18 protein-coding genes and 1 pseudogene are annotated in these 17,668 nt (G+C 53.6%); 13 read left to right on the forward strand and 6 right to left on the reverse strand.

Translation table 11 applies throughout. The features are described from left to right. Positions 1-371: pseudogene (locus V7680_RS11945) on the reverse strand (DUF7146 domain-containing protein); the annotation flags it as partial. Between the two features lie 136 nt (positions 372-507). Between V7680_RS11945 and V7680_RS11950 the strand changes: the two are divergent. Next, positions 508-1,173, forward strand: coding sequence for a lytic transglycosylase domain-containing protein (locus V7680_RS11950; protein ID WP_335653503.1), 666 nt, complete (start codon positions 508-510; stop codon positions 1,171-1,173). Between the two features lie 18 nt (positions 1,174-1,191). Further along, positions 1,192-1,401: a DUF5818 domain-containing protein gene (locus V7680_RS15770; protein ID WP_415178653.1), complete on the forward strand. Its 210-nt coding sequence runs from the start codon at positions 1,192-1,194 to the stop codon at positions 1,399-1,401. A gap of 1 nt (position 1,402) precedes the next feature. On the opposite strand, the gene V7680_RS11955 is transcribed toward V7680_RS15770, so the two are convergent. Beyond that, positions 1,403-2,602 (reverse strand): tyrosine-type recombinase/integrase, encoded by a 1,200-nt coding sequence (locus V7680_RS11955; RefSeq protein WP_335653504.1) that lies wholly within the window; start codon positions 2,600-2,602, stop codon positions 1,403-1,405. 503 nt (positions 2,603-3,105) lie between these two features. Between V7680_RS11955 and V7680_RS11960 the strand changes: the two genes are divergently transcribed. Then, the gene (locus tag V7680_RS11960) at positions 3,106-3,876 is read left to right on the forward strand and encodes a hypothetical protein (RefSeq protein ID WP_335653505.1); all 771 of its coding nucleotides are present in this window, start codon (positions 3,106-3,108) and stop codon (positions 3,874-3,876) included. Positions 3,877-3,957: 81 nt separating this feature from the next. Here the strand turns inward: V7680_RS11960 and V7680_RS11965 are convergent, their stop codons facing one another. Beyond that, positions 3,958-4,965, reverse strand: coding sequence for a hypothetical protein (locus V7680_RS11965; protein ID WP_335653506.1), 1,008 nt, complete (start codon positions 4,963-4,965; stop codon positions 3,958-3,960). Positions 4,966-4,973: 8 nt separating this feature from the next. On the opposite strand from V7680_RS11965, the gene V7680_RS15775 reads away from it, so the two are divergent. Then, positions 4,974-5,081 carry a hypothetical protein gene (locus V7680_RS15775; RefSeq protein WP_442955017.1) on the forward strand — a complete coding sequence of 36 codons (108 nt, stop codon included), beginning with the start codon at positions 4,974-4,976 and terminating at the stop codon, positions 5,079-5,081. A 232-nt stretch (positions 5,082-5,313) separates the two neighbouring features. On the opposite strand, the gene V7680_RS11970 is transcribed toward V7680_RS15775, so the two are convergent. Continuing rightward, the gene (locus V7680_RS11970; protein WP_335653507.1) at positions 5,314-6,459 is read right to left on the reverse strand and encodes a L,D-transpeptidase family protein; all 1,146 of its coding nucleotides are present in this window, start codon (positions 6,457-6,459) and stop codon (positions 5,314-5,316) included. A gap of 87 nt (positions 6,460-6,546) precedes the next feature. Here V7680_RS11970 and V7680_RS11975 point away from each other — a divergent pair, with 87 nt between their 5' ends. Next, the gene (locus tag V7680_RS11975; protein ID WP_335653508.1) at positions 6,547-7,188 is read left to right on the forward strand and encodes a murein L,D-transpeptidase catalytic domain family protein; all 642 of its coding nucleotides are present in this window, start codon (positions 6,547-6,549) and stop codon (positions 7,186-7,188) included. A 161-nt stretch (positions 7,189-7,349) separates the two neighbouring features. Here the strand turns inward: V7680_RS11975 and V7680_RS11980 are convergent, their stop codons facing one another. Further along, entirely contained in the window at positions 7,350-7,946 is a 597-nt protein-coding gene (locus V7680_RS11980) for a CC0125/CC1285 family lipoprotein (protein ID WP_335653509.1), read from the reverse strand. Between the two features lie 184 nt (positions 7,947-8,130). Here V7680_RS11980 and V7680_RS11985 point away from each other — a divergent pair, with 184 nt between their 5' ends. The 5 genes from V7680_RS11985 to V7680_RS12005 all read left to right on the forward strand — a co-directional run bounded on the left by V7680_RS11985 (position 8,131) and on the right by V7680_RS12005 (position 14,355). Further along, complete coding sequence (locus tag V7680_RS11985; RefSeq protein ID WP_335653510.1) at positions 8,131-8,574, forward strand: host attachment protein; 444 nt, start codon at positions 8,131-8,133, stop codon at positions 8,572-8,574. After that, a complete protein-coding gene (locus V7680_RS11990; RefSeq protein WP_335653511.1) occupies positions 8,574-9,317 on the forward strand; it encodes an ABC transporter ATP-binding protein in 744 nt (247 codons plus the stop codon). Before V7680_RS11985 ends, V7680_RS11990 begins: the two co-directional genes overlap by 1 nt. After that, positions 9,311-11,695: an ABC transporter permease gene (locus tag V7680_RS11995; RefSeq protein ID WP_335653512.1), complete on the forward strand. Its 2,385-nt coding sequence runs from the start codon at positions 9,311-9,313 to the stop codon at positions 11,693-11,695. Before V7680_RS11990 ends, V7680_RS11995 begins: the two co-directional genes overlap by 7 nt. A gap of 4 nt (positions 11,696-11,699) precedes the next feature. After that, a complete protein-coding gene (locus V7680_RS12000; protein WP_335653513.1) occupies positions 11,700-12,917 on the forward strand; it encodes an efflux RND transporter periplasmic adaptor subunit in 1,218 nt (405 codons plus the stop codon). A 139-nt stretch (positions 12,918-13,056) separates the two neighbouring features. Next, positions 13,057-14,355: an acetyl-CoA hydrolase/transferase family protein gene (locus V7680_RS12005; RefSeq protein ID WP_335653514.1), complete on the forward strand. Its 1,299-nt coding sequence runs from the start codon at positions 13,057-13,059 to the stop codon at positions 14,353-14,355. A 43-nt stretch (positions 14,356-14,398) separates the two neighbouring features. Here the strand turns inward: V7680_RS12005 and V7680_RS12010 are convergent, their stop codons facing one another. Beyond that, positions 14,399-14,809 carry a hypothetical protein gene (locus tag V7680_RS12010; protein ID WP_335653515.1) on the reverse strand — a complete coding sequence of 137 codons (411 nt, stop codon included), beginning with the start codon at positions 14,807-14,809 and terminating at the stop codon, positions 14,399-14,401. 113 nt (positions 14,810-14,922) lie between these two features. On the opposite strand from V7680_RS12010, the gene lptB reads away from it, so the two are divergent. The 3 genes from lptB to V7680_RS12025 form a co-directional block, all read left to right on the forward strand. Further along, the gene (lptB, locus tag V7680_RS12015) at positions 14,923-15,708 is read left to right on the forward strand and encodes an LPS export ABC transporter ATP-binding protein (protein WP_335653516.1); all 786 of its coding nucleotides are present in this window, start codon (positions 14,923-14,925) and stop codon (positions 15,706-15,708) included. Between the two features lie 188 nt (positions 15,709-15,896). Next, positions 15,897-16,709, forward strand: coding sequence for a universal stress protein (locus V7680_RS12020; RefSeq protein WP_335653517.1), 813 nt, complete (start codon positions 15,897-15,899; stop codon positions 16,707-16,709). Positions 16,710-16,743: 34 nt separating this feature from the next. Beyond that, positions 16,744-17,668 (forward strand): MBL fold metallo-hydrolase (locus V7680_RS12025; RefSeq protein WP_335653518.1); only part of this gene is annotated, 925 nt, incomplete at its 3' end.

Here is a 17,668-nt window from a genome sequence, read left to right on the forward strand (position 1 = left end):
AGATAAGTCCGCGCAATAGTTCCTTGCAGGCGCTGAGCCTGCCGCCAGAGTCGCTGTGCATTGGCGCTCGGCTTTATCTCTTTGGGACTTGTTGCGGGAATTGGAATGGAGCTTCCGCTGAACAGACTGCGCGCGGGCACACCTTGGCGCTCAAAACCCGCAAGCACCTCTTTCTGCGGACACCCCGCAAAACAGTGAAAGAGAATCGCGTTTCGGCCGATACTGACACCAAGTGACGGCGTATTGTCATCATGTGCCGGGCAGCAGCACATTCCTTTGCTATTTTTCCAATAGCCTGAAAATTTTTCACAAATCTGTCTGGCAGTATTCTCGAGGGATGATGTGGGATTAGTCAGGACGTTACGGGACATCGAGGAGTTCCTTGCATCTGCGCCAGTTCTCCCCTTCCCGGCAGCCTCCCCTCTTCAACACGTAAGAAAATGCTTTCCTACAGCTATATGTTCTATTTATGTTCTCATCCGATTCGATGCAAGATGGAGATGAATTTTGGCAAAGAAGCTATCCTTAGGACTGTTTACGATTGCGTTGTGTTCGAGCGTGGCATGGGCACAGGACGTGAGTCTACAGGAAAGCAATGGCGCTCCTGTAACGAAACTTGGGGATCAGCAGGCAGATGGAAATTCAACGTTTCAGTTGTTCCAACACGGGATTTGGCAGCCAGAAAACCAGCAAAAACCCTTGCTCGGAGCATCGGCAGTTCATGAAGGTGCCAGAACCAATTTACAACAGAGAAAGCTTACAGGACTAAGCCGCTCAGCCTCGTCCAGGCGGTCTATCTACCTAACCTCCATCCGGGCAGCCGAAAGAAAACACGCCCTACCCTTTGGGTTGCTCGACGCTCTAATTTGGCAGGAATCTCGGTACAATCCTATGGCTGTTAGTCCAGCCGGAGCCGTTGGTCTTTCGCAACTCATGCCAGGGACAGCTTCGGACCTCGGAGTGCGCAATCGTTATGATCCCGTTGCAAACATTAACGGTGGCGCGCGCTATTTAAGGCAAATGCTCGATAAATTTGGCGGAATTCACTTGGCGCTGGCAGCATATAACGCTGGCCCCAACGCTGTGCACAAAGCCAAAGGCATTCCCCGATATCGGGAAACGCGGAATTATGTGAAGAAGGTTCTTGCGCGCTGGACAGAATCGGGTCTGTAGGACAGAGAACGCTCAATTATGAACCATTCAAACTCAAACCGTCTACGGCTCACTGGGAAACTCATCAAAGGGGACCGGCGTTACGTCCTGCAATGTGATGATGAAAGTGTATGGAAACTGGATTTACAGGATATCGAAATTCCCGAAGATAGTCGCATTATTTTGGTTGAGGGCGTAAAAACTGGAGTGGATTCGATCACGGTTGATTGGGTTGGTGATACCAAATAGCCTACTGCGTGCTGCAGTCACAGATACGAACAAGGTCATCAGACCAAAGTTGCAACGCCTCGCGTTTTTCATCCATCCAGTTGTATCGTTGGTAAACCTTGACGATCCCAGCCTGAGAACCGCTGATGTGGTTGAGAATTGCTTCAGTCACTTCCAGCCTTACTCCCAGCCGCTGCAGGTTTGTAGCAACAGTCCGCCGGATGTCATGTAAGGTCCAATGCAGAACGGGACGTTGCAAGTCAGATTGAACGTCGGCCCTCAACCGTCGCAACAATTTTGATATACCTGACGCACTAGTTTTTGGATTTGTGGCCGAAGGGAACAGCTTGCTGCTACCATCAGTAACCGGGCAACCTGAAATGACATGGCAAGCTTCGACGGAAAGTGGAATGATTACAGCGTTGCTATTTTTTGCGCTCGACGCTGGTAAGTTCCAGACTTTTTCTTCTAAATCAAACTCCGCACGTTCAGCTCCAAATACCTCGCTTCGCCGTGCAGCGGTGAACAGCATGAGTTTCAAACTATGCTGCCAAGGAAAGGGCTGATTTTCAACAGCCTTCCAAAGGCTTTTCAATTCTTCATTCGACAAAACCCGATCACGAGGTTTCGGTGCTGGTGGTCTGCTTGCTGCTGTTACTGGGTTGTACGCTAGAGTTTCTACTCGTGGTAAAACCCAATTGAAAAACACTGACATTTGCGCAGCAACAAGCCGGGCCATTACCGGTGCAGGACGCTCGCCATAAGCGATGCCATCAATTAACCGAGTAACATCCGTGCGCGTTATGGCGTCCACCGGACGACCGCCAAGCTCCGGTAAAACGTACTTTTTGAATATGCGCCGTATTTCTTTTGCAGATCGCTTGTTTTCAACGCGCTGCTGATCATAAGTGTTCCACAGTGCGGAAACCGTTTTGTTCGATCGTTTATCAGGCTTCGCCAGCTTCCGGCCGCTCTCAATGTCAGCACAAGCCTGGAGCGCTTTCTGTCTAGCCTTAGCCAGACCAATCCCGGGATAGTCTCCCAGAGTGATCTTTCTGAACTTTCCAGCAACCCGTTTTCGAACAATCCAACGACATTTACCTGTCGATCCTTTTACGAATCTCAACCCAACGCAATCACTATCTGCGAGCTCAACTCGACCTCGCAACGGTGCTTTCACCGCTTTCAATTTAGCATCAGTAAGCTTTATTTGATTTGACATTTTGTCCTCTGAAAAACGTGCTACCCGGGTAGCGTTTCGAGAGGATACTATGGGATTTCCTGGAACATATCAAGAACATTATTTTTCTATTATCTAATTATTTCAGACGTTTAGGGAATATGTGGGATATCAAAATATCGGCTTAAAAAAACTTTTAATCAGTAGGTCGCTGGTTCGAACCCAGCAGGGCTCACCATTATTTCAATGAGTTAGTGGTGAAACTGAGCTTCAGTAATTAGATCAGTTGGTCTAACTTCAGTAAAAGTTCAGTAAAAGTTCAGTAAAAGTTCAATTTTCCTGCTGACTTTTCCCGGATTTGCGGCGTTTTTTCCTTTCGCACAACTGATTTTCTGCCGTTGCCACTGAATGAAAATCATCGATAACACACATCATTTCCACCTCATCGCGTTGGACGCTCTCAACTTGATAAAACACGTGCTGCATATGTTTGGTCGGCAAGAATATCGGCCAAGACTTTGTAATGAAGCATGGTATATCGAGTCATGAACGAGATTGAGCAGAACCTAGCCAATTGGAAGGATTCCCTTCTATCCAGTATTCCGGTCGCCGGACTGCTTTCCCGCAATCCGGTGGCATATAAATGGAAAGCTCTATTTCGAGTCTGGATGCTCCGCGAAGCAGTGCTTTGGCGCATGCATGACTTGATGACCCAGTCATACTCGCTTCACCAACAAGGACATGGCCTCGGCGCTCGTATATTACTCCGCAGTGGGTTTGAGTCCCTGGGAACGCTAATCTACCTCAACCGGCTCATGCAGAAAGTACTAGACGGCAATTTAAACTTTCACGCCTTCTGCGAAAAGACGAGTGATTTGCTTCTAGGCTCGCGTAATGATGAAAGGGGGCCTCGTTCGATCAATATCATCACAGTGTTGGACCATGGCAACAAACGCTACCCTGGCTTGAAAAAGCTATATGCTAATCTGTCTGAGAGTGCCCACCCAAGCTTTGAAGGTTTGTGCACCGGCTACTCAAAAATCGATCATGACGAGTTTGAAACCAATTTTTCAAACCGGTGGATGGAGCTTTATGGCGAACGGCACACTAGCTCAATGCAGCTGTGCATGGAGACGTTCCATTACGAATATAACGAGGTGTGGACCGACTTGCTGACGAAACTTGAGAACTGGATCGAAGCAAATGACGCCGAACTGGAAACAACAAAGAACGAGGCTACGGTAGCACCGCAGGGAGCAGCGAAGGATGAGGCTGCGGCAGCTTCACCGGGGGCAACGCCGCACGAGGACAGTTAACCGCCAGCCTTTAGTAGTTGGCCATCACCGCAATGTTCAATCAAGAACACGCACATAGGCGTAGACTCAAAACACCCTTACTTAGCCATCCGCCCGGTCTTGATAGGGTAATTCTCTTTCGATTTCTGCGCGACTAATCATTAGGTCATAATAACGTTCGTTTGATGCACCAAGTTCCGCTGCCTCGGTCCTTGATCGCCCTCGAAGAAACTCCAAAAATTCGGGCTGATGGGTTTCCCAGAAAACCGCTTCAATTTCCTTATGGATTGCCGAATTTGGGTTTTGTTTTCCCCAAATCCGGACTCTGCCGTCCACTGCTGCTTGCCTAATTCTCTGAATTACACTGCTGCCTTCAAGCTTTCCATCCATTGATGCCCGAGCAACATTGCCACCCCAGCGCCCTACCAAGATATATGTGATAGCCTCATCTAGACTTTTATCGCGCTTTGATTCCACGCCTTCGATTTTCCTAGCCTGATATTCAAACTCATCACTAAACCCGTTCTCATCGTCACCCTTCCCCTTGGCAGTTTCCGAAGCTATAAAACTTCTCAATTCAGTCTGCGAAATCTCCGTGAGATTGCTTATAGGGTGCGGCCTTCCAGACACGCGAGCTTCAAAGCCTTGTATTCCCAGTGACACTTGCATTTCATTGTCCGATACCTTTAGTTCTTGGGAACGGATAGCAGCTTTAAGACGCTGCAAAAACGGCCCAGCCCGGCTGGGAAGGGCCTCATGTTCGTTAGTAGGGGGATTGACTCCAGCCCAAATGCAAGCAGCTTGATAGAGTTCCAGCGTCTCTATTTTTGACCAATGTGGGTCAACAATGCTTCCCGCTTTTTCAATCGATCTCTCGATCGGAATATGTTTAGGGACAATGATATAAACATAAACTGCATAGGCTAGAAAAAAAGTTACAGCCGCGATTAAACCCCCAGTTATGGAAAGCCAAAGAGGGATCTCTGAAAACACCTCAAGCACGGCGGTGACGCTTGCCAACGAAAACACCATCCCAAACCAAAACAAGGCATTGTTAAGGTGGCCGGATGCGCTCCATATCCACCACAGCTTTTTCCTAATTCCCATCATTACATTTCATTAGCACAATCAATCATGATTGCACTGGTGTGATGCACTCAGGCGAACTTAGTTTGGGCTCCGAGCATAATAAATTTCGCTTCAGTAGTTCAGTAAAAGTTCAGTAGTTTTTACGCCATTTCAGTCGTCTGCAGTCCCTACAGTCCCAAAGCGCCTTCCATAAAACCCCTGAAAACTGAGAAATTCTATGTTTTGCGTTTACCGAACTTGGGTCTTTTAATCAGTAGGTCGCTGGTTCGAACCCAGCAGGGCTCACCATTATTTCAATTGCATGGCAGTAATATGGTGCGCATCGCTCGCGTGATCAGCGATTCGACGCGATCAAGCCGTCCGATTATACTAAGCCGCGCAATCAGTCGTCGGCTCGTTCTGCGCCAGTTTCAGATTGTCTCGGTTATAGATGTCCGGAAAATAGCTGACCGTACCGTCTGCCGCTGCCTCTGCCGTAAAATAGGCGATATAGACCGGGAGCGGCATGGTGGTGGACAATTTTGTCGTCTTGCGACTGGTCAGAATATCGTCGACCTGCTCTTCCGTAGCCGATCCGGCGAGTAATGTTTTTACCAGATCGACCGCTCCGCCCACTCGGATACAGCCATGGCTGAATGTCCGCACCGGTTCGGAAAACAGATTCTTGTTCGGCGTGTCGTGGAGATAGACGCTATAGGCGTTGGGCATGACCAATTTCATCTGCCCCAGCGCGTTGCCGGGACCGGGCCGCTGCCGGTAGCGGCCATCCTGAAAGACATAGCCCCTGCTCCGCGCTCTCGCCGGATTGTTGCGCACCATCGAGCTGATGCCTTCCGCGGCAATCGATGTCGGGATTTCCCACCAGGGGTTCAAGATAACACCGCTCACCGTCGCGTCAAATATCGGGGTCGGAGAACTGGCCTTGCCAACGATGACCGGCCATGTCCGGATGGCCTTGTCATTCTCCCACAGGGTCACTTCAAAACTGGCGGCGTTCACCAGCAGATATTTGTCACCCATGATGAGCCGCATCCAGCGCCATCGTTCCAGATTTACCTCCAAGGTAGCGCGTTTCGCTTCATCAACTTCGGCAGTATAAGCTTCGCGGAGGACTTGATAATGGGGATTGCGCGGGCGCAGTGCCTTGAAATATGCTGTGAGATCGTTGCGGACCAGAGCCTGTAACAGCAATTTTTGGGTATCAATTTTGGCGTCATCGCTGCTGATCCGCCATTTCGTCCGGACCGACGCAGGCGAACATCCTTCCAGATGGGCCATCATCAACTCGTTCGCCGCGACCGTTGCCAAGCGCGAGCGGCGGTATGGATCAGTGGCGGAATTGGGTTGATCGAAACTGGTTATCGCGCAATTTCCCAAGCCTTCTGAAGCTCTTGCATCGACCAGGTGCTGCAATTCGGTAACCTGTGCTTCGGTCCAGATCAGGTGATTTTCGTCTTGTGCCGAGGCGGAAGCCGAAAACAGCAAGCCGCCCAGAATAGCTGATAATATTCTCATTCTGCCTCTATTCAGGTGATCGCGGGGCACAGCAATAGGTAGAGTTACTTAATCCCCCGTACAGGGAGAAGCTGCTATGAAGGTGCTATGAAAAGAAGACAATTTATCACCGCCGGCCTTCTCGGGATCACTGGTGCCGCTTATGGCCTTGGCTCCCGATCACAGGCTGCGAGCAAGATGGCGACGCGATTACCGGCGCGCCCGAAAGCGATCCTGCCAGCGGGTCCAACGACATTGATTGATCGCGCCAAGGCGGCAATGGCGACCCATGAATCATCCCTGTTGCACAAAGACAGGATCGGGATTGCCGACTATTCGCTGCACTCCGCCAAGGAACGTTTTCATATTGTCGACCTTACCAACGGGACAACCCAATCCTTTCTGGTTGCCCATGGCAAGGGTTCCGATCTCCGGCATACCGGCTGGCTGCAGGAATTTTCCAACGTGCCGGGATCCGAAGCCTCGTCGGGCGGCAGCTACATCACCAGCGAGACCTATGTCGGCAAACACGGCACATCCCGCCGTCTGAAAGGCCTCGACCCCAGCAACAACATGGCCGAACCGCGCGCCATCGTCATCCATGGCGCCTGGTATGCCGAACCGGAAATGGTTGAATCCCACGGGAAACTAGGCCGCAGTCAGGGCTGCTTTGCCTTTTCCGAAAGCGATCTTCCGGTGATATTGGAACGACTGGGACCGGGCCGCCTTCTCTATGCTGACAAGGTGTAGCAGGTAATTTAAATTTTTTTCTTGCGGTCGACTTCCCTCGACCGACACCTCAGCCGTAACATTCCCAGACCCATTACCAGGCGATCTCGGGTCCCCTTGGCCCCTGCCCGCGACAGCTCCTCGCGGAGTCTGCCTTCGCGGCCAGAGGCATTCGAGGGCTCTTATTGGTCGTCGGGTCGCTTGATCGAAGGCCCGAGCTCCTCCAGAACCTTGCGAGCATCAAACGCGCGCGATGCGTCGGTCCGCATGGAACCCCTGTGCATCACAATTTCCGCTTCCGCCTCGAACCGCTCCACGGTCCGCACATCGGTATCAAAGGACCAGAAGGGATCGCGGCCATAAGGGTGCCAGGTCGACCAGGTGCCGCTGCGATAATAGCGCCAATGCGGCCGCCAGTTGACGTAGCCCGAACCATACCAGGGATCGTAGCGCGCGAAACGCTCTACATAGGTTTGCCGATCCGTTTCTGTTGTGTGGTCGGTGATCCGGAACCAGTCATAGCCGCGTTGAACCGTTAGCTCCGCAGCCCGGTATAGCAGATAATCCTCGACCGTTTGGCGCGAGGTCAGCGTATTGCCAGCGAAACGAACCCGATAGCGGGTGTCGCCAAGGCGTGTTTCCGAATAGCCGCCGGAGACTCGCTGGCCCGAGATTTGGGGCTGATAGGGTGTCGCGGTGGCACAGCCGAGCAGCAACAAGGTCATCAGTATCACGGCTGCCTTAGACGCGGCTTTGGGGAATATCGCTCGATCTGTCATGGTCGCTCCTTCTGATATGGCCGCTGCAGCAGCCGATGAGGAGGCATTTTCGAATCTTACCGTCCGTTTGTCGCTACGTAATTATTCGTAAGACCGAGACCAGCGGTCCGTAACAATACCTATCGCCGCCAATCTCCACTCATCCTAGAAAGTCTGAAGTGGAACAAGCTGATGGGAGAATGAAATGCTGGTGCGCAAGGATAGCAAGGTTATCGCGGTTGACGGTTCCCGCATGGCGATGTTCAAAAATGTCGGAGAGGCTTTTGATCCGGTGCTCGAGCTGATCGAGGAGCATAAAAACCCGTCGCTGCGTACGTCTGAACTCGGCACCGACAAACCGGGCCGGAGCTTTCAAAGCAAGTCTCCAAGCCGCGGGGCATATGAGCCGACCGACCTGCAGCAACAGGAAGAAGACCGGTTCGTGACCGAAGTAGCGCAAAGGATCGAGCAGATTGTCGGGGATAAAGATGCCCGCGTCATACTGGTCGCCGCTCCACGCGCTCTGGGTGTTATCCGAAAACATCTGAAACCCGACACGAGCGCTCGACTGCTTGCAGAAATTGCCAAGGATTTCGGACCGGACGCTGCCGAACCTCTCGCAAAAATGCTCGCCAAACATGAAATTTGATGGTCCCCTCGCCGACTAGCCAGAAAAATGATCCCGATGGCGACGCCCTCTATTCCGTTCGGGGACTGACAAAAGTCTATGGAGAAGGTCCGACCGCCGTCCACGCCCTTCGTGGCGTGAATCTCGATTTGCCGAAGTCGGCAATGGTCGTCCTGCTCGGCGCCAGCGGATCTGGAAAATCGACCTTTCTCAACATCATCGGCGGGCTCGATAATGCTACTGATGGTCAGGTCTTTTTCGAAGGCACCGAACTTACAGCATTGGCGCCATCCCAACTAACCGAATATCGACGAAACTCGGTCAGTTTCGTGTTCCAGTTCTACAATCTGGTGGCATCGCTGACGGCTCGGGAAAATGTCGCGCTGATAACAGAAATTGCCGAAGACCCGATGACACCGCAAGAAGCCTTGGAAATGGTAGGCCTAGGCAATCGGCTTGATCATTTCCCGTCGCAATTATCCGGTGGCGAGCAGCAACGAGTCGCGATTGCCCGTGCCATTGCCAAGCGACCCAAGGTGATGCTGTGCGACGAACCCACCGGTGCGCTCGACAGCCAGACCGGCGTGAAAGTGCTCGAAGCACTGGATCAGGTCAATCGCGAGCTCGGCACAACAACGCTACTGATCACCCACAATGTCGTAATCGCAGATATGGCCGACCGGCTGCTGCGCTTTGGCGATGGCGCGCTGATTGAGGATCGCGATAACCCGAACCGTGTCAAACCGGCCGAGCTCAAATGGTGATCTTCCCTCAATGGCTGGATTCGCTGGACCGCAAATTGCTGCGCGACATCTGGCGGCTGCGCACACAAGCACTGGCGATTGCACTCGTGATCGCAGCAGGCATCGGCATGGTCGTCATGTCAGTGGGAATGATCCGGTCGCTAGAGGCGAGCCGGGACACTTATTATGACCGCTACCGTTTTGCAGATGTTATCGCGTCGGCGAAACGATTTCCTACCAGTCTGGTGGATGATATCCGCGCTATCGAGGGTGTAAGCATTGTCGAGGGACGGCTGACCACGGGTGCGACGCTCGATGTCCCGGGCATCTCGGAACCAGTGACCGCCAAGGTCCACTCGCTGCCGCCATCGGGAATGCCGCGGGTCAATGCCCTGGTTTTGCGGAACGGCCGAATGCCCGATCCTGCGAGACCCGAAGAGGTGATCGCCAGCGAAAAATTCAGTGATGCCGCGCGCGTTGCTCCCGGAGACAATATCGAAGCGGTTCTATATGGCAAGAAGCAACGGCTGCATGTGGTCGGCACGGCACTGTCACCGGAATATATCTACGCGCTGGGAGCAGGTCAGATTTTCCCGGACAATCGCCGCTTCGGCGTGCTGTGGATGGGGGAGGAACATCTTGCAGCGGCGCTCAATTCGACCAACGCCTATAACGAAGTGCTCATCCGGCTAGAGCGTGGTGCCAATCCCCGCAATGTGATCGACCGGTTAGACAAACTGCTGGAACCATATGGCGGAAACGGAGCGATTCCGAGATCTGAACAACTGTCGGATCGTTTTTTGTCCAACGAGCTTAATGAATTGCAATCCATGACCGCGATATTGCCGCCGATTTTTCTTGGTGTCGCAGCATTTTTGATCAACATTGTACTGACCAGACTGGTGGAATCGGAACGAGAAATAATCGGGCTGCTGACGGCCTTTGGTTATCGCAACCGGAAGATTGTCTGGCATTATACCAAGCTGGCGTTGATCTTGTCCTTACCGGGCCTGATCCTGGGATTGCTATTGGGCAGCTGGATGGGCCGCGGTCTGGCTGGGCTGTATCAGGAATTTTTCGTATTCCCGGTTTTAACCTACCGCGCCGGAGCAGACGTAATCCTGATAGCCTGTTTTGTCGCTGTGGCGGTGGTGATGCTGGGCGCAGCGCAGACCGTCCGGCGGATCAGCAAGCTTACCGCTGCGGAAGCGATGCGGCCACCGGTTCCGCCCAATTATTCAGGAGGAATTGCGCGGCTCATAGCCAAGCTGAAAAAGCTGGACGAACCCACAAGAATAATCTTGCGCGGCATCGTACGCAGGCCATTACGCTCGATGCTAGGGTCGCTGGGCGTCGGAGCCGCACTTGGCCTCTATATCACCTCTGCCGGAAGCACGGACAATGTTGGCCTGATGATTGATCTGCTGTTCAATCAGTCAAACCGGTCGGACATGAACATCGTCTTCGCCGAACCGCGGGACGAGCGTGCGATTTTTGAGCTGCAACGGATTCCGGGGGTCCTGCGGGTTGAGCCCGTTCGCTATGTTCCAGCCAAGCTGACATCGGGGATCCGGTCAAAATCGGAGAGTCTGACGGGCATCAGACCCGGCGGAGATCTGAACCGGCTGATCGATATGGAGGATGGCATATTGGCGCCGCCGGTGCGCGGCGTGATGATTTCGCATGGCCTGTCCAACGAGTTGGATCTCCAACTCGGCGACCCGCTTCATATCGAGGTGACAAATGGCAAGCGGCCAAGTTTCACCCTGCCCGTCACCCGCATTTTGCGCAGTCCTGTGGCTAGCCCGGCTTATATCAACCTTGACCTCATCGGACCTCTTCTAAAGGAAGCACCTTTATCATCCGGAGCCTTTATAAGTGTCGATCCGGCGCAGATCGAAGCAGTATATCAGCGGTTAAAGGACATGCCCGTCGTTGCCGGATTTTCCAGTCGGGATGCAGCGTTGCGCGGGATTGAAGAATCGATCGGAGAAACCATGGGCATCATCCAGGTCTTCAACACGGCTTTTTCGGCGCTGATCGTTTTCGGGGTTGTGTATAATAATGCGCGGATCAACCTGGCCGAACGAGCACGCGATCTCGTGTCGCTACGAGTACTGGGTTATCGCCGAGGAGAGGTATCGTACATCCTGCTCGGTGAATTGGCGTTGCTGGTTATCATCGGCCTGCCCATCGGCATAATTTTTGGCTATTCTTTGTCAAAATATCTAACCGAAACCATCGGCGGCGACCTGTTCATGATCCCGTTCGGCCTGTCCTCCGCTACGGTAGCGTTCGCGATATTGGTTGTTCTGCTCACTGCCGCAATATCAGCCCTGTTCGTGCGTTCGCGGCTAGATCGGCTCAATCTCGTCAATGTATTGAAAACCAGGGAGTAAGGCGATGGCAACAAAACATCTGAACCGACTCGGCCCGCGGCTATTGATCGGCCTCATCATCGCCATATTGGTGCTCGCGATTTTCTTTGCGTTGCGTTCACCACCGATTGATGTGGATGTCGCGGAAGTCACCAAGGGACCAATGCTTGTCACGATCAACGACGAGGGCGAGACCCGGGTGCGCGACATGTTTGTCATATCAGCGCCGATCAATGGCCAATTGTTGCGGATCAATCTGGATGCCGGGGATCCGGTGGTAGCGGGTCAAACGGTCGTGGCCCGGATCCTTCCTGCGCAACCCGATTTCCTCAACTCGCGGAGCGAAGCAGAAACAAGGGCCCAAATCCGGTCGCTCGAAGCCGCGGTACGATCTTCGCTGGCCCGGATCGCTCAGGCAGACGCCGACCGCAAGCTGGCGGAGGCCAATTTCGAACGGATTGATGCACTTTTTAATCGGGGATTCGCCACCAAGACCGCGCATGATGCCACCCGCGCCGCGCGCGACAGCAGCGCTTCCCGGTTGACAGAGGCGCGAGGAGCCGCAGAATCGGCCCGGTTCGAACTTAAAGCCTTACGGGCAAGGTTGACGTCCCCATCCATCAACAACCGTGGCAAAACTCTCTCTGTATTTTCTCCACAAAGCGGATCGGTATTGCGTCTCACTCATGAAAGCGAAACACCAATCAGCGCAGGAACCCCGATCCTTGAGATCGGCGATCCAGCCGACACGGAGATTGTAACCGACCTGCTATCCAGCGATGCCGTGAAGATCAAGCCGGGCAGCAAGGTATTGATCGAAAATTGGGGCGGAGACAAACCACTCACCGGCAAGGTGCAACGAATCGAACCATTTGGCCTCACCAAGATTTCGGCACTTGGCGTGGAAGAACAGCGTGTGAATGTCATTATCGATTTCGCTGATCCGATAGCTGCGCGTGAGCGTTTGGGCCATGGCTATCGCGTGATCGTCAAGGTCGTGGAATGGGAAGGAACAGATATTATGCAGGCACCGATCAGCGCGCTGTTCAGAAACAAGGGCCAGTGGTCGGTCTTTGTCATGCACGGCGGTGAGGCACAACTGGTGCCGGTCAAGATCGGCCGGATGAACGACGAGCGCGCGCAAATATTGGAAGGCCTGAAAGCCGGTGACGAGGTCATTCTCCACCCCAGCGAGAAAATCGAGAATGAAACGCGGGTGAGACTGCGGGAGGATGGTTCCTAAGGTCACACGATAGATCAATCATACAGCCAGCAAATTCCCGCCCGGATAGGCAAAGCTGCCTATTGGCTCCATTGCGGTTTATCCGGTCTGATTCTGGTGGACTTTACCCGCAATTTTTCTTTCAATCGAGGCATTGGCTATGACGCATATTGACGAATACCGCTCCCGGCTTGGCACCGCCGACGCGGCGGTGCGCGGGCTTGAGTCCGGAGCGCATATAGCGATGGGCATGGCCACAGCGGAGCCGCCGGCTTTGCTCGGCGCGCTGGCTGACATGGCGGAAAATGGCGCGATCGACGATATCAAACTATGGTATTTCCATTCGATGGATCATGCCGGCGAAACCTTGTTGAGGCCTGACTTGCTGGGCCGAATTCGCCCGCGCTGCATGTTTCTAAGCTCCATCGAGCGGAAATTGCTCAGCGCGCAGACTCCAGGAGAGAAAAGCCCGATCGAATTTGTGCCGGTCGCGTTCAGTGATTCCCCTGAGCTATTCAAAGAACAAGTCTCGCTGGACCTTTTTGTGACCACCGTGTCGCCGATGGACAAGCATGGCTGGTTCACCTTTGGCACCAGCAACGATTATTCCACCGCCGCTGCCCGCAGCGCGAAAAAGCTGGTGGTCGAGGTCAATCCCAATATGCCGCGGGTATTCGGCGCTTCCCTCCTCCATATTTCCGAAGTCGATGCGATTGTCGAAAATGATACGCCGCTCGCCGAAGTCCACGCTCCCGCTACATCCGCCGAAGAGGCCAAGGTTGCCGCCATCATCGCAGACATGATCGACGACCGGGCCTGCTTGCAAATGGGGATAGGCGCGCTTCCCGGCGCTGTCTGTGCCTTGCTGCAAGAAAGGCGCGATCTTGGCATCCATACCGAACTGATGACCCCTGCCCTAGCCAGTCTGATCGAATGCGGAGCGGTCACCAACCAGGCCAAGACCACCTATCGCGGGCGTAGCGTCTTCACCTTCGCCATGGGCGACCGGGCCTTTTATGATTTCCTCGACGACAATCCGGCGATGCACAGCGCCCCGGTGAATATCGTCAACGATCCACGGCATATAGCGAAGAACAAGAATGTCGTGTCGGTCAATGCCACTCTGCAAATCGATCTTGGCGGGGCGTGCAATTCCGAGCATCTTATGGGACGGCAATATAGCGGTTCTGGCGGACAGCTCGACTTTGTCCGCGGCGCTAATGCGTCGAAGAGCGGCAAGTCGATCATCGCCTGCCAGTCCACAGCCCGCAACGGCACGGTATCGCGCATCGTGCCGCGACTGGACGGGCCGGTGACGACGCCGCGCAACGACACCCACATCGTGGTGACCGAATATGGAGCGGTTGATCTGAAGGGCAAATCGCTAAACCAGCGCGCCGACGCACTGATCGGGCTCGCTCATCCCAAGTTCAGGGATGAACTGGCCAACGGTCTATAAAATATAATCCGGTTGCCCCTTAACGGGTCAGGCGCTTGAAAATCTAGCGCTTGCTTTCGTTCTCGGCATAGGATTGGACCAAGGGGAAAAGTGCAAAAGCAATCTGGGCATCGAGACCGATACGGTTTTCCGGCAGATCAAATGCCACCAAAAACCCGGTGACGGTCCCTTCTAGCAACAACAGCACGATCAGGACCTCTCCAGCCATCACCAAAGCAATGGCAACGCTCCCCATCACCAGACGATCATATATGGCCGACGAGATATCCAGTCGTCCAGTCAAGAACCGGCAGAAGAACCATGCAAAAAGGAGCAGCAACGGAATTTCGATCAGAACCGCAATCACCGGACCGGTGTAAGGCACCAGAAAGAACATGCGCATTGCGCCCAAAACAAATCCAAGCGTGAATACGCCCAGAAAATAGAAGATGCCGGCTTTCAGGACATTGGCCATGATTGCCTCTTAAGCCGGACCACGGCGACCGAAATATACGTAAACTCCCTGATATTGCGGAAATGACCGGTCGATTATCATATCCGTTTTCCGAACCGAGGCGGTGCACTCCATTGAAGCATTTCAATCTTCCGACATTGCCACATCTCGCAAACACGCCGGACGTCGGAAGCACCGGCCTCTCGGTGGTCTCGGTCAGCAAGAAATTTGGCAAGAAAACAGTCTTGAACGATGTTTCATTCAATGTCGGGCCTTCCGAAATTGTCGGCTTGCTCGGCCCGGACGGAGCGGGAAAGACGGTAACTTTCTACTCGATACTCGGCTTGTTGCAGGTGAACTCGGGCCAAATCATCCTCGATGGTGAAGACATAACCTCACTGCCTCTCGATCGGCGCGCGCTTCGCGGCTTGGGATATTTGCCACAAGAAGCCTCGATTTTTCGAGGACTGACGGTCGAACAGAACATCATGACCGTGCTCGAACTATTTGAAGAAAATCCGGTTTCCAGAGAGCATAGACTGGATGAGCTGCTGGTCGAGTTCCATATCGACTATGTCCGCAAAGTTCCGGCGCGGGCCCTTTCGGGTGGCGAAAGACGCCGATGCGAAATTGCTAGGGCGATGGCAGCCAACCCGAGCATCATGCTGTTCGATGAACCCTTTGCCGGAATTGATCCGATGTCGGTCCGGGATATCAAGGCGATGATTACAAGCTTGGAGAGCCATGATGTCGGCATATTGATCACCGATCAAAATGTGCGAGAGATGGTCGACTTACTCGACCGGGTCTATATCCTGCATGAAGGTCACATCGTGTTTGACGGCACACCAGAGGCCATGCTCGAGGATGATACCGTCCGCCGCTTGTATCTCGGCGAAGAATTTTTCCACCAGTGCTAATGGTATCTGACTAGCGGACCGCTATCCGCTACGCTTGCCCGCTCCTGTCTGCGCCACTGCGACTTCATCACCGCATACGAGCCATCGATAGCAAATCCAGCATCCGTATAATCCCTGATACATCGGATAATAGCGAACAGATAGGGTATGAAATCTGCCGGAAAATTTGCCCAATCAGGAGAGATTATATGAAATCCGTGCTACTCTATGTGAATGACGATGCCGGTCTTGATGCTCGGTATCAGGCCGCGCTGGATCTGACCCGCGCGCTGGACGGGCATCTCCATTGCCTGCGCGCCAACCCCTATAATCCGCAGATGGCCTTCGACGGAGTTACCGGCATGTCGGTGATGTACGACATCGGCAAATATGCGCGTGAAATCGATCTGCAGCTGAAAGCAGAGATCGAGAAACGCCTGGCCGGAGAAGATGTGCCGTGGGATTATCAGGAAGCCAATTCAGACCCGGCAAGAGGGCTTGCCCGAAACTCCGCGCTGGCCGACCTGATCGTGCTGAGTTCATCCAGCGGTGTTAAAGATAACACGGTACCATTGGGTATCTTGGGCGACGTGGTTCTCGACACCAATATTCCGGTGGTGGTCCAGCCGGACGGCCTCAAAAAATTCGATGTTGGCGGGCCGGCTGTGGTCGCATGGAACGGCAGTTTCGAAGCGGGCAATGCCCTGCGTGCAGCAGTTCCTCTGCTCAAGCTGGCCAGTGACGTGCACATTGTTGTGGTCGAGGAGGACAAGGATCACGACCTACCGCCGCTCGACGCCTCGGAATATCTATCGAGACACGGGATCGGATCGCAGATTCACGATCTGGAGGCCAAAAATTCTTCCGTGCAGGACGTGCTTCTATCCACCATCGATACGCTGGGTGCAAGCTACATGGTGATGGGCGCTTATGGCCACAGCAGGGCGCGCGAGTTTTTGCTCGGGGGCGTCACGCGAAGCCTGTTCCGCGATTGCCCTGTGCCGCTGGTGGTGGCCCATTGATCTTGGAATCAAGGGCTCCGAGAGGAAGATTTGAATGAGTGGTGTAAGCGTTAAATTTCACGGTGCGGCAGGAACAGTCACGGGTTCCTGCTTTGAAGTCAAAGGAGCGGGCCAGACCATATTGGTCGATTGCGGCATGTTTCAGGGCACCCGTTCGCTCGAAGCGCTGAACCATGAAGAACTGCCATTTGATCCCAAAAAAATAGATGCCGTGATACTGACCCACGCGCATCTCGATCATAGTGGACGACTGGCCTATCTGTACGCCAGCGGCTGCAAGGCAAAAACCTTTTGCACGGCTCCCAGTGCCGATATTTTGAAACCGCTGTTACAGGATGCTGCCAAATTGCAGGCCGCTGATGTCGAGCGCCGAAACCGCCGGGCCGATCGGGCAGGCTTGCCACCGTTCATTCCCCTCTATGATGGCAAGGACATAGCAAAACTGCACAAAAACGTCAGAACGGTCGGCTATTGTGAAGAACATCAGCTCGATAACGGCGTATCATTTCGTTTCTGGGATGCGCGTCATATCGTCGGGTCTGCATCGATCGAGATCAATATCGCGGGTCAGCGACTGCTGTTCTCGGGCGACATCGGACCCGGTCGGGCGATCAACTGCACTGCCTCTGAAATCGGTGGCTACGACCATGTGATTTGCGAATCCACTTATGGCGACCGGGACCGCGAGCCTATATTGGTCAGCGAGCGCCGTGAGACACTGGCGCGTCATGTCGAGGAAGTGATGGCAGCAGGCGGCAATTTGCTGATCCCGGCATTTGCGCTGGAACGCACCCAGGCAATACTCGAAGATTTCGATGCCTTGTTCGAATCAAAACGTCTCGCACCAGTGAATGTCTTCCTCGACTCTCCACTGGCCCAGAAAGTGACGATGGCAGTGATGCGCTACCGCGATAGCGGCACCGATATGCTGAAGCGGACCAATATCCGGTTCATCGAGA

The sequence above is a fragment of the Parasphingorhabdus sp. genome, from assembly GCF_036963705.1.
In the GTDB taxonomy this organism is placed as follows: Bacteria; Pseudomonadota; Alphaproteobacteria; order Sphingomonadales; family Sphingomonadaceae; genus Parasphingorhabdus.

Excerpts from the sequence above, each read along its gene's own strand:
- V7680_RS15770 (WP_415178653.1), top strand. The coding sequence starts at position 1,192 with ATGAACCATTCAAACTCAAACCGTCTACGGCTCACTGGGAAACTCATC.
- V7680_RS11955 (WP_335653504.1), bottom strand. The coding sequence starts at position 2,602 with ATGTCAAATCAAATAAAGCTTACTGATGCTAAATTGAAAGCGGTGAAA.
- V7680_RS11960 (WP_335653505.1), top strand. The coding sequence starts at position 3,106 with ATGAACGAGATTGAGCAGAACCTAGCCAATTGGAAGGATTCCCTTCTA.
- V7680_RS11965 (WP_335653506.1), bottom strand. The coding sequence starts at position 4,965 with ATGATGGGAATTAGGAAAAAGCTGTGGTGGATATGGAGCGCATCCGGC.
- V7680_RS11970 (WP_335653507.1), bottom strand. The coding sequence starts at position 6,459 with ATGAGAATATTATCAGCTATTCTGGGCGGCTTGCTGTTTTCGGCTTCC.
- V7680_RS11975 (WP_335653508.1), top strand. The coding sequence starts at position 6,547 with ATGAAAAGAAGACAATTTATCACCGCCGGCCTTCTCGGGATCACTGGT.
- V7680_RS11980 (WP_335653509.1), bottom strand. The coding sequence starts at position 7,946 with ATGACAGATCGAGCGATATTCCCCAAAGCCGCGTCTAAGGCAGCCGTG.
- V7680_RS11985 (WP_335653510.1), top strand. The coding sequence starts at position 8,131 with ATGCTGGTGCGCAAGGATAGCAAGGTTATCGCGGTTGACGGTTCCCGC.
- V7680_RS11990 (WP_335653511.1), top strand. The coding sequence starts at position 8,574 with ATGGTCCCCTCGCCGACTAGCCAGAAAAATGATCCCGATGGCGACGCC.
- V7680_RS11995 (WP_335653512.1), top strand. The coding sequence starts at position 9,311 with ATGGTGATCTTCCCTCAATGGCTGGATTCGCTGGACCGCAAATTGCTG.
- V7680_RS12000 (WP_335653513.1), top strand. The coding sequence starts at position 11,700 with ATGGCAACAAAACATCTGAACCGACTCGGCCCGCGGCTATTGATCGGC.
- V7680_RS12005 (WP_335653514.1), top strand. The coding sequence starts at position 13,057 with ATGACGCATATTGACGAATACCGCTCCCGGCTTGGCACCGCCGACGCG.
- V7680_RS12010 (WP_335653515.1), bottom strand. The coding sequence starts at position 14,809 with ATGGCCAATGTCCTGAAAGCCGGCATCTTCTATTTTCTGGGCGTATTC.
- V7680_RS12020 (WP_335653517.1), top strand. The coding sequence starts at position 15,897 with ATGAAATCCGTGCTACTCTATGTGAATGACGATGCCGGTCTTGATGCT.